Annotated in this window: 7 protein-coding genes and 2 tRNA genes; 7 read left to right on the top strand and 2 right to left on the bottom strand. The window is 37.0% G+C overall.

Annotated features, from left to right (window positions below; genetic code table 11):
• Positions 1-86 precede the first annotated feature (86 nt).
• On the bottom strand, positions 87-1,019 hold the full coding sequence (locus MUW73_RS02865) for a hypothetical protein (protein ID WP_243018717.1): 933 nt from the start codon (positions 1,017-1,019) through the stop codon (positions 87-89).
• 322 nt (positions 1,020-1,341) lie between these two features.
• Here MUW73_RS02865 and MUW73_RS02860 point away from each other — a divergent pair, with 322 nt between their 5' ends.
• The 3 genes from MUW73_RS02860 to dut are packed head-to-tail and all read left to right on the top strand — an operon-like array spanning position 1,342 to position 4,073.
• Positions 1,342-2,145, top strand: a complete 804-nt coding sequence (locus tag MUW73_RS02860) for a DUF3108 domain-containing protein (RefSeq protein ID WP_243018718.1) — start codon at positions 1,342-1,344, stop codon at positions 2,143-2,145.
• A 28-nt stretch (positions 2,146-2,173) separates the two neighbouring features.
• Positions 2,174-3,604 carry an Asp-tRNA(Asn)/Glu-tRNA(Gln) amidotransferase subunit GatA gene (gene gatA / locus MUW73_RS02855; protein ID WP_243018719.1) on the top strand — a complete coding sequence of 477 codons (1,431 nt, stop codon included), beginning with the start codon at positions 2,174-2,176 and terminating at the stop codon, positions 3,602-3,604.
• 34 nt (positions 3,605-3,638) lie between these two features.
• The gene (gene dut / locus MUW73_RS02850; protein ID WP_243018720.1) at positions 3,639-4,073 is read left to right on the top strand and encodes a dUTP diphosphatase; all 435 of its coding nucleotides are present in this window, start codon (positions 3,639-3,641) and stop codon (positions 4,071-4,073) included.
• Here dut and dusB read toward each other — a convergent pair.
• Positions 4,070-5,056 carry a tRNA dihydrouridine synthase DusB gene (dusB, locus tag MUW73_RS02845; RefSeq protein ID WP_243018721.1) on the bottom strand — a complete coding sequence of 329 codons (987 nt, stop codon included), beginning with the start codon at positions 5,054-5,056 and terminating at the stop codon, positions 4,070-4,072. The two genes, dut and dusB, sit on opposite strands and share 4 nt — an antisense overlap.
• 242 nt (positions 5,057-5,298) lie before the next feature.
• On the opposite strand from dusB, the gene MUW73_RS02840 reads away from it, so the two are divergent.
• From MUW73_RS02840 to MUW73_RS02825, 4 genes are all read left to right on the top strand, one after another.
• Positions 5,299-5,372 (top strand) — tRNA-Ile (locus tag MUW73_RS02840).
• A 109-nt stretch (positions 5,373-5,481) separates the two neighbouring features.
• Entirely contained in the window at positions 5,482-7,200 is a 1,719-nt protein-coding gene (gene sppA, locus MUW73_RS02835) for a signal peptide peptidase SppA (protein WP_243575234.1), read from the top strand.
• Between the two features lie 123 nt (positions 7,201-7,323).
• Positions 7,324-7,405, top strand: a tRNA-Leu gene (locus tag MUW73_RS02830).
• Between the two features lie 74 nt (positions 7,406-7,479).
• Positions 7,480-8,817 carry a trigger factor family protein gene (locus tag MUW73_RS02825; protein ID WP_243018723.1) on the top strand — a complete coding sequence of 446 codons (1,338 nt, stop codon included), beginning with the start codon at positions 7,480-7,482 and terminating at the stop codon, positions 8,815-8,817.
• Positions 8,818-9,370: the final 553 nt, after the last annotated feature.

Below are 9,370 nucleotides of genomic sequence, written 5' to 3'. Positions count from 1 at the left end.
AGGGGCGTTTTTTTATATATTATTATGTATAATAATCAATTAAATATACCCCCTTAAGTTGACGTCATTGTGTGAACAGATACATTTTACAGGCAATCTGGTACAATCCCAAGATAGCGCTTTAGTGATTGTATATTTATATCCTCTCTGTTTTCCAGTAATTCATCTAAAATATTTTCTAACTTGTTTTTGCCATGTGGTAATGTTTCTAGTAAATCTTTATAGGTTAAACTATACGGATCATGCATGAGTTGATTAATCAACCGTAAGCTTTGTGCAATGGCTTGCTGGTTTTCTTTGTATCGATATATTTTAGAATTTTGTAGTGATCTGTTTTCTTCTTCCTGTTCCTGAATCTTTTTCCATAGCTCTTCACCGCTTGGAAGACCATCTTCTTGCCATTTTTTTAGTTTAGCTTGCCATTTTTTTAGCTTAATATGTCGTCTATTATTTTTGTTTGATTCATTCAGAATAAAGTATAAAAATTCCTCATATTCTAGTGTTTCCTGACTCAGATAAATTGTCTCTGGTTTATTGTATCTTTCTGCTATGCATTCTTTAAATGCTGCTACTAGAGTGGTATGAGCTTTTAACTTTTTGAGTGAGGCTATTACCTCTTTTTCAGTTGCTTCTGTAGGTTCTTTAAATAACCTACCAAAATTTTCAAAAAAGTTTTTTAGCAGTCTACTATCCTGTTTTTTGGCTACTTTTTTTACTATGTTTTCTAGTATTGACTTGTTGTAAAAGTTAATCCAGAGTTTGTATGGTTGTTTTTCTGTACCGGTTACAGACCATTTAGGACTTCTATCTGCTAGTTTTTTTCTAAACTTAGTGATCTCATCAGGCGATTGTAATGTAGTAATTGTTCTTTCAAAAGACGCTATTTTATCTAGTTTATACGGATTTTTTGTGTAATACCCTTTTTCTTCTTCTTGTTTGTATGCATTTTTATCACATTGATCACATCCATGACAAAAAAGTAGGGCAATGATATAGCTGGAATATTTCTTCAAATTCATTTTTTTAATACTGTTATATTACTTTTGCCTGGAGGACGTTAGCATTTTATAATTTAATTTTATATGTAATCTTGGTGCTACTGATAGTTTCTATAAAACTTCATCAAGATAGTTTTTTATCTTTTTTTTTCCTATTTCCAGGCTTCAATTATTATAAATACGTTTGTTTGCTCATAATCTATGGGGTAGATTGTTTGGTTTTCTGTTTTTTTTGTTGTAAAATTATGGGTTACAGTGCTTTCCCTTTTAATGACTTTAAATCAATATTTTAATATTTATGACAGTTGTATCATACTTAAAGAGTTTTTTTTTCTGTTGCTTAATGGTTACTTTTTTAAGTAGTAAGGTACATGCTAAGATTGCTGATACGTTTGAGCCCTCTTTTCTACAAGGAGAATGGCTCCAATATCAGGTTCATTATAGCTTTATCCATGCTGGTACAGCCACTATGTGTGTGGATGAGCAGTTGCATAAACTCAATGAACATCTTTGCTATAGGGTTCAAGTTGAGGGTAGTTCGAGTAGTACATTGGGGCTGTTAGGTTATAAGTTGTTCGACAGATGGGAAAGTTATCTAGATGCCGATTGCTCCAAAGCACTACGACCCCATAGATGTGTTACACATCTTCAAGAAAATGGTTATGTAAGAAAAGAACAAGTTGATTTTGATTACCAATCCTATCAAGCTAAGATAGAAGTAGCTGAAAGTGCCAATAATATGGAATCTGAAGTTACCTACCATCCCATCTCTACTCCAAGTATTAAAGATTTAATCGGTGGCTATTATGCTTTGCGTTCGATTGATACTCAGAAACTCAAACCAGGTGATAAGCTCAGTGTAACGGTTTTACATGACCAACAACTTTATGAAGATATTGGTATCTTATTTCTTGGGAAGCAGACCATTACTACGAAGCTAGGCAAGACATCAGCCTTGGTTTTTGCACCCTTGGTTCCTATAGAGGGAACTATATTTTCTGGAGAGCATCCAGTGGAAGCATATATTTCCAATGATGTCAACAAAGTTCCTTTGAAATTAAAGGTTAACCTGGTAGTAGGTGCAGTAGAAATAGAGCTTACAGACTATAAAGGTTTGAGAGAGCCTATTCATTTCCAACCATCTTAAGGCTTCAATTTTACAATTTTCTATCTATATGGCTGGCTATCACTATTCTTTTAATTCACTTCGCTCATTATTAGACTCTCAAAAAGTTACTGCTATGGAAGTAATTAAGCAGTTATTACAGCATATTAAAGAACAACAAGATTTAAATGCTTTTGTAAATGTTTATGATCAAGAAATTGTGGAAAATGCTGCTGTAGTCAATCAAAAAATAAAAGAGGGTAAGGGTGGCCCGTTGGCTGGTATGGTCATTGGATTAAAAGATATGGTGGCTTATAAAGATCATCCGTTACAAGCTGGTAGTAAAATTTTGACTAATTATATTTCGCCATTTCATGCAACCGTTACGGAGCGATTGCTAGCAGCTGATGCCTTGATTATTGGCCATCAAAATTGTGATGAGTTTGGCATGGGTTCTTCTTCAGAAAATGCTTATTTTGGTACAGTACTGAATCCTATAGATAAGACAAGGGTGGCAGGTGGTTCTTCTGGTGGATCTGCAGCGGCTGTGAAAGCAAAGATGTGTCATGTTTCTATTGGTACAGATACAGGTGGATCTGTTAGGCAACCAGCTGCGTTTTGTGGTCTTGTAGGGCTTAAACCTTCGTATGGTAGAATTTCTAGACATGGCATAGTGGCTTATGCTTCCTCTTTTGATACCGCTGGTATTTTTGCCCATACGGTAGAAGATTGCGTAAGTGTATTGGAGGTAATAGCTGGTCCTGACGCATTTGATGATACCGCAGTCCGTCAGGAGGTGCCCCATTATACTAGTGGATTATATTACCCAGAGCGTTATAAAGTAGCCTGCTTAGCAGGTACACTTAGCAATGGAGGTTTACAGCCGGAAATAAAAGAACGTACACTAGGTGGTTTGGAACTTTTAAAGCAGGCAGGTCATCAAGTAGATCATGTTCATTTTGAGTTGCTCAAATATGCTTTGCCGACTTATTATATATTGGCAAATGCAGAAGCAAGTACCAATCTTTCCCGTTTTGATGGTATTCGTTATGGCTACCGAAGTAGCCATGCTACTACATTGGAAGAGGTCTACATCAAGACAAGAACCGAAGGCTTTGCTAAAGAGGTAAAAAAGCGGATTATGCTAGGATCGTTTGTGCTGAGTGCATCTCAATGTGAGACACACTACATTAAGGCTTTAAAGGTACGTAACCTGATTAAAAAGGCCATGCAAGATATCTTGAAAGATTATGATTTTATCATACTGCCTACTACTACCACGACTGCTTTTAAGGTGAATAGTTTTGCTAATAATCCATTATCTATGTATTGGAGTGACCTTTATACCGTATTGGCATCAGTGGCTGGTTTACCAGCTATTTCTTTACCAAATGGCGTAGATCAAAAGAATTTACCCATTGGTATTCAAATTATTGGCAACTATTTTCAAGAAGCTAAGTTGCTTACCTTTGCTAAGCATTTTGAGTCGATTGTACAATAGAAATCTTTAAAGTTTTTTAAATCATTTGTATGATATGGAAGTTCCAATTATTAACCAATCGCATCATCCATTGCCTGCCTATGCTACATTAGGAGCTAGCGGTATGGATTTGCGTGCTTTTATTCCTTTTCCTATTTCACTTCCTGTTGGACAAAGGGTGCTCATTAGTACGGGTATTTCCATTGCTTTACCGCAAGGGTATGAAGCGCAAGTAAGGCCACGTAGTGGTTTGGCATTGCACCACGGCATTACTGTTTTAAATAGCCCAGGAACGATTGATGCAGATTACAGAGGTACCATAAAAGTATTACTGATCAATCTTTCTGATCAGCCCTTTATGGTCCAAGATGGCGATAGAATCGCGCAACTAGTGGTAGCTAGCTATGCATCAGTTACTTGGAAAGTAGTATCGATGCTTGATCAAACTGTTAGGGGAGTAGGCGGGCATGGCAGTACAGGAAAAGACTAGACTTCATTGGCCACTTTTTCTATGATTTCATCCAAAAGATCAGATATAGTTCTATAGTCATTAGCAGTTACTAAGTTCGATCGATACTGCTTTATACCTGCCACCCCTCGGAAATAATTGGTATAGTGGCGTCTCATCTCTAGTATACCCGTTCGTTCTCCTTTCCACTCTATGGAGTGTAACAAATGTTTTTTTACTGTTTCAATTCGTTCTGCTACGGTAGGAGGGGGTAGTAGTGTACCGTTTGTATGGTAGTGTTTGATTTCTCTAAAAATCCAAGGATAGCCAATGCTGGCACGCCCAATCATGATGCCATCCACTCCATATTGCTTTTTGTAAGCCACTGCCTTTGCAGGCGTGTCAATATCACCATTCCCAAAGATGGGAATATGAATACGGGGATCTGCTTTTACGGCGCCAATATAGCTCCAGTCTGCCGATCCTTTGTACATTTGTTGTCGGGTTCTTCCATGAATGGTTACAGCTTGCACCCCAACATCTTGAAGGCGTTGTACAACCTCTACAATTCTAATCGATTCGTGATCCCATCCTAAACGTGTTTTAACCGTAACAGGAATGCCCACTTGCTTGACAATTTCTGCAGCCATCGCCTGCATTTTAGGAAGATCTAAAAGAATACCAGCCCCTGCTCCTTTGCAGGCCACCTGCTTAACAGGGCAACCATAGTTGATATCCAATAAAGTAGGCTGGGCCTTTTCTACAATAGCAGCTGCTTCTCGCATGACCTCGATGACATCTCCAAAAATTTGTATGCCAATAGGCCGTTCTGCTTCATATATTTCTAACTTTTTTACACTCTTAGTAGCGTCTCTAATTAGTCCTTCAGAAGAAATAAATTCCGTGTACATCAGATCTGCGCCATGTGCTTTGCATATAGCACGAAAAGGGGGGTCACTAACATCTTCCATAGGTGCCAATAAAAGTGGAAAATCACCTAACAGACAACCGCCAATTTGTAACATAAACTATGTTTTAATATGAATAAGTTTTCCAAGAGGTCTAATAGTTAGTTTGCTACAAAGCTACGTTTAAAATTAGCATTTCCTATGCATAAAGAGATGATTGCTTATGATTGAGCAGAAAAAATAGTTTACAGTAAACATTTATTCAGCTATTTATTGGGTATATAGAGAATATATGCGTAAATTAGCTGTCCTGGCAGTTTATGTCAAAATAGTTGCCCTAGGAGATTATAGATTTTGAAGGGCCTGTAGCTCAGCTGGTTAGAGCGCTACACTGATAATGTAGAGGTCCGCGGTTCAAGTCCGCGCAGGCCCACAAAAGTACAAAAAAGATAGTTATTGTACTTAATGTAGATAGATAAATTTTCCTTGTTGACTTTGTAGCTGCACTTGATGTCTCAGAGCCCATTTCGCATTAATCAAAAATGACCATAAAGCGCTTTATAAAGCAAGTATTTACCATTGCTGTAGGTTTTTTAATTTCCTTATTATCGTTAAGTCTGATAGTTATTTTTATATTTTTAAGATTAACCTCCACAGCTTCTACTAAAGTAGAAAACAATTCAGTTGTATTATTCGATATAAGGGGGCGAGTGGTTGAGTGGATGCCCATTTCATTATTTGGATCCAATGAAAGAATGATCAATTTTAAAGTGGTCCTAAAGGCTATTGATCAGGCAACCCACGATCGTCGTATTTCTGCTATCCATTTAGATTTATCTGATCTGGATGCTGGTTGGGCTGTTCTAGAAGAAATTAGAGAAGCTTTATTGGCTTTTAAACAGCAGGGTAAAACCATCATAGCTTATGCAGATAGCTATACACAAAAGTCCTATTATCTGGCTTCTACAGCAGATGAAATCATACTAAACCCCAGTGGGCTTTTAGCATTTAATGGCTTTTCTGCAACTATTCATTTTTATACAAAATTGTTTGAGCATATTTCTGTAAAGCCTATCATATTCCGTGTTGGTGCCTATAAAAGTGCAGTAGAACCTTTTTGTTTGACTAAAATGAGTCAAGAGAGTAAAAAGCAAACAAAGGCATATCTGGATGCTTCCTATGAGCACTTTTTAACCAAGGTAGGTAAGGCTAGAGGTATAACGGTTTCGGCACTCAAAGAACATGCCCTTAACCTTTCAGCTGTATTGCCTAGTGATGCCCTTTGTGCTGGCTTTATTACTAAAGTCGGCTATGCAACGGATGCTAAAAAGTTGCTAAAAGAAAAACTAAAATCTCCTGACTTGGTAGGCTATAAGCCTTATGTTGCTTCAGAAAGCTCATCTAATTTGAATCATAAAATTGCCGTTGTAGTTGCTGAAGGACAGATCATCGAAAGATCAAGTAGCTTAGGTTATGTGGGTGCGCATGATTTTGTTAAAACGCTAAAGGCTATTCAACAAAACAGTAGCATAAAAAGTGTAGTATTGCGCATTAATTCACCAGGTGGTAGTGTTATTGCTTCAGATATTATGTGGAATGCAATAAAAGAGCTTACATCCGTTAAGCCAGTTGTGGCTTCTATGTCTAATGTAGCTGCTTCTGGTGGGTATTATATTGCTGCTCCCTGCAACTATATTTTGGCTCAGCCTACTACTATCACAGGTTCGATTGGTATCTTTGGTCTGTTATTTGATCCAGCTGAATTGATGAATAAAATAGGCATTAACAGTGATGTGGTCAAAACAGCTCCTTCTGCAGATTTTTTATCTCCTAGATTAAGTTGTTCTCAGCAAGAGTCTAAATTTATGTATAAAATATTACAGGCAGGTTATGATGATTTTTTACGCAAGGTGTCCAGTGGGCGTGGGCTAAGCTTGGCTTGTGTAGAAGCATTAGCTGGTGGTAGGATATATACGGGTTCAGCAGCCCAAAATAATGGTCTAGTAGATGAATTGGGTGGATTACAAGCAGCTATTGCTAAAGCAGCCGATTTAGCTCAATTGACCCAAAAGTATACTATTTGTTATTTTCCTCGCCCTAAAACAAAATTGGAACAATTGCTAAGCTATACTACTAATAATCTGCAAATTCAGCTATTAGATTCTCTTGTGCAAGCATATCCTATACTGCATCATTACCAAGTTTTATCTAAGTCTTATGGGTTACAAGCAATGCTTCCTTATAGACTTCATATTGAATAGTATATTTCTTGGTCGTTTTACTACCATTCATTAGCTAAAATGCTAACCGGGCTTTGTTTGCTATTTGCTTGAGAAACTTGTTTTTTCTATTTTTGTAGGAGGGTCGTTTTTCTCCTGTTTTTTACGGATGTGGCGGAATTGGTAGACGCGCTAGACTTAGGATCTAGTACCGTAAGGTGTGGGGGTTCGAGTCCCTTCATCCGTACTTTTTTGTATGTTTTTATTAGTTAGTCTAAAAGTAGTTGCTTTTTATCTTATTCTTTATAAATCTGTTTTACCTTGGATATTCAGTTTAACAAGATTAATCCCAACCATGGGGTTATTTCGATTATATTACATGAGCCTGATTACAAGTCAGCTGTTGAAAAAAAACTAAAGCATTATGCTCAAACGGTTCGTTTAAAGGGGTTTAGATTGGGGGCAGCTCCTGTAGATCTGATTAGAAAGATGTATGGTCCTTCTATTCTTGCTCAAGAACTGAATACAATCGCTGTAACTGCTTTAAAAGATTATATTGTACAAGAGCGTATTCCTATTTTTATAGAGCCTCTTTTTATCACACCTGCTCAAGAAATAGATTGTACCACCCAAGATACATTTACTTTCTCTTATGAAGTTGGCTTAATGGAAGAACGTTCTATTGCATTAGGTCCTGATATTTCTGTTACTGAGTTTGAAGTAGATCATGTGGATCCTAAATTAGTAGATGAATTTTTACAGGCGTTGCAGATTGTTCATGGTCAAGCTGTTCCCCTTGAAGAAACTACCAAGGAAGCTATATTATATGGGTCTCTCACAGATAGTAAAGGGGAAGTTGGTTTAGATATTCGTATATCTGTTATGCACGTTCCTGATCATTTAAGTGCTCCCCTAATAGGGCGTCGTGTTGGTGATAAAGTAACCATAACAGAGGAGATGTTACAAAGCCATTTTACCGCTCTTTTAGGTATAAGTTTTGCTGAGTTGACTACCTTTAAACGGTATAAGTCTGCTTGGCCAGCTATTTTTACGATTGCCAAGATTGCCCATGTTGTTCCAGCACCTATTGAGCCTCCTCTTTTTGACCTTGTATTAGGAGAAGGGGTTGCAACCACTGAAACTGCATTTAGAGAAGCTATTGCTAAAATTATTTTATTCGACAAACGTACGGAAGCACGTCATGCGTTCTATGAGGACCTACGCAAAGAACTTTTTAAACATAATCCAGTTCATTTACCAGAATCTTTTCTTAAAAAGTGGCTTGCTTTTAATAATCCACAGTCAACGCTAAAGCAAATAGAAGATTACTATGATGCTCATGAAGAAACTTTAAAGTGGGAAATCTTGCTAGGTAGCATAGTGCGTCAAAATGATCTGGCTGTTAGTTCTTCAGATATAGTAGATGAAACCAAGCGGGCTTATCTCGATTATGCCCATAGCAGTGGTTTAGCGTTAGAAGCTAATGATGATATGGTTCATGCAGGTGCGCTTGCTTTTCTAAAAGGGAAGGAAGGGAATCAATATTATGCTAAGATGCATAATCACTTGAGCAACGATAGGGCTATCAATTTTATAAAGGAACGTATTTCGGTAGTACACAAAACAGTTACTGCGCAAGCCTTTGATTTAACTAGGTAGTCAGGAAGTAGTAAAGCACTATTTTGTTAGCATTAAAGTCATTAGACAAGCCTCTTGCAAACCTTAAATCAATCTATTTCAGGAAGATAGACAACTATATCCATCTAAGACTATGGCGGTTCTAGGAAAAAAGCCTCTTGTAGAATAGTTGCAATAAGTAATCACGTATTAGCATTGATTAGAAAAACAGTTTTTTTGAACCCACTAAACGGGTAAGTTCTGTTTTTCCAGCTTTAATAGGTGATTACCAAATCTTTTTACATAGGGGTTGACTTTTTTCTCCACTTTTTTAGTATCTGTTCATGACTAGTAAAAGATGAATATTTTAAAGCTACTTTTTGCTTGATCAAAAAGTAGCCAAACAATCAAGCGCTGATAAAAAGTACCTGTTCAAGTCAGTGGCAAATAAGATGTTTTTAACTTACTTTTTTCGTATCCGTTCACGACTGTGGTTTTTCTTCGATTATATTTAGCAACTCTTTGGTTTGCGTTGACGCAATTAGTAGAAAATGAATTTTTGTTGTTACTTTTTTCTTGATAAAAAAGTAACCAA

It is taken from the genome of Candidatus Cardinium sp. cByotN1, assembly GCF_022810525.1.
Taxonomy (GTDB): Bacteria; Bacteroidota; Bacteroidia; order Cytophagales; family Amoebophilaceae; genus Cardinium.
Note: the sequence above shows the minus strand (reverse complement) of the source record. Positions and strands in the feature narration are given on the sequence as shown.

Excerpts from the sequence above, each read along its gene's own strand:
- sppA (WP_243575234.1), top strand. The coding sequence starts at position 5,482 with ATGACCATAAAGCGCTTTATAAAGCAAGTATTTACCATTGCTGTAGGT.
- gatA (WP_243018719.1), top strand. The coding sequence starts at position 2,174 with ATGGCTGGCTATCACTATTCTTTTAATTCACTTCGCTCATTATTAGAC.
- dusB (WP_243018721.1), bottom strand. The coding sequence starts at position 5,056 with ATGTTACAAATTGGCGGTTGTCTGTTAGGTGATTTTCCACTTTTATTG.
- dut (WP_243018720.1), top strand. The coding sequence starts at position 3,639 with ATGGAAGTTCCAATTATTAACCAATCGCATCATCCATTGCCTGCCTAT.
- MUW73_RS02860 (WP_243018718.1), top strand. The coding sequence starts at position 1,342 with ATGGTTACTTTTTTAAGTAGTAAGGTACATGCTAAGATTGCTGATACG.
- MUW73_RS02865 (WP_243018717.1), bottom strand. The coding sequence starts at position 1,019 with ATGAATTTGAAGAAATATTCCAGCTATATCATTGCCCTACTTTTTTGT.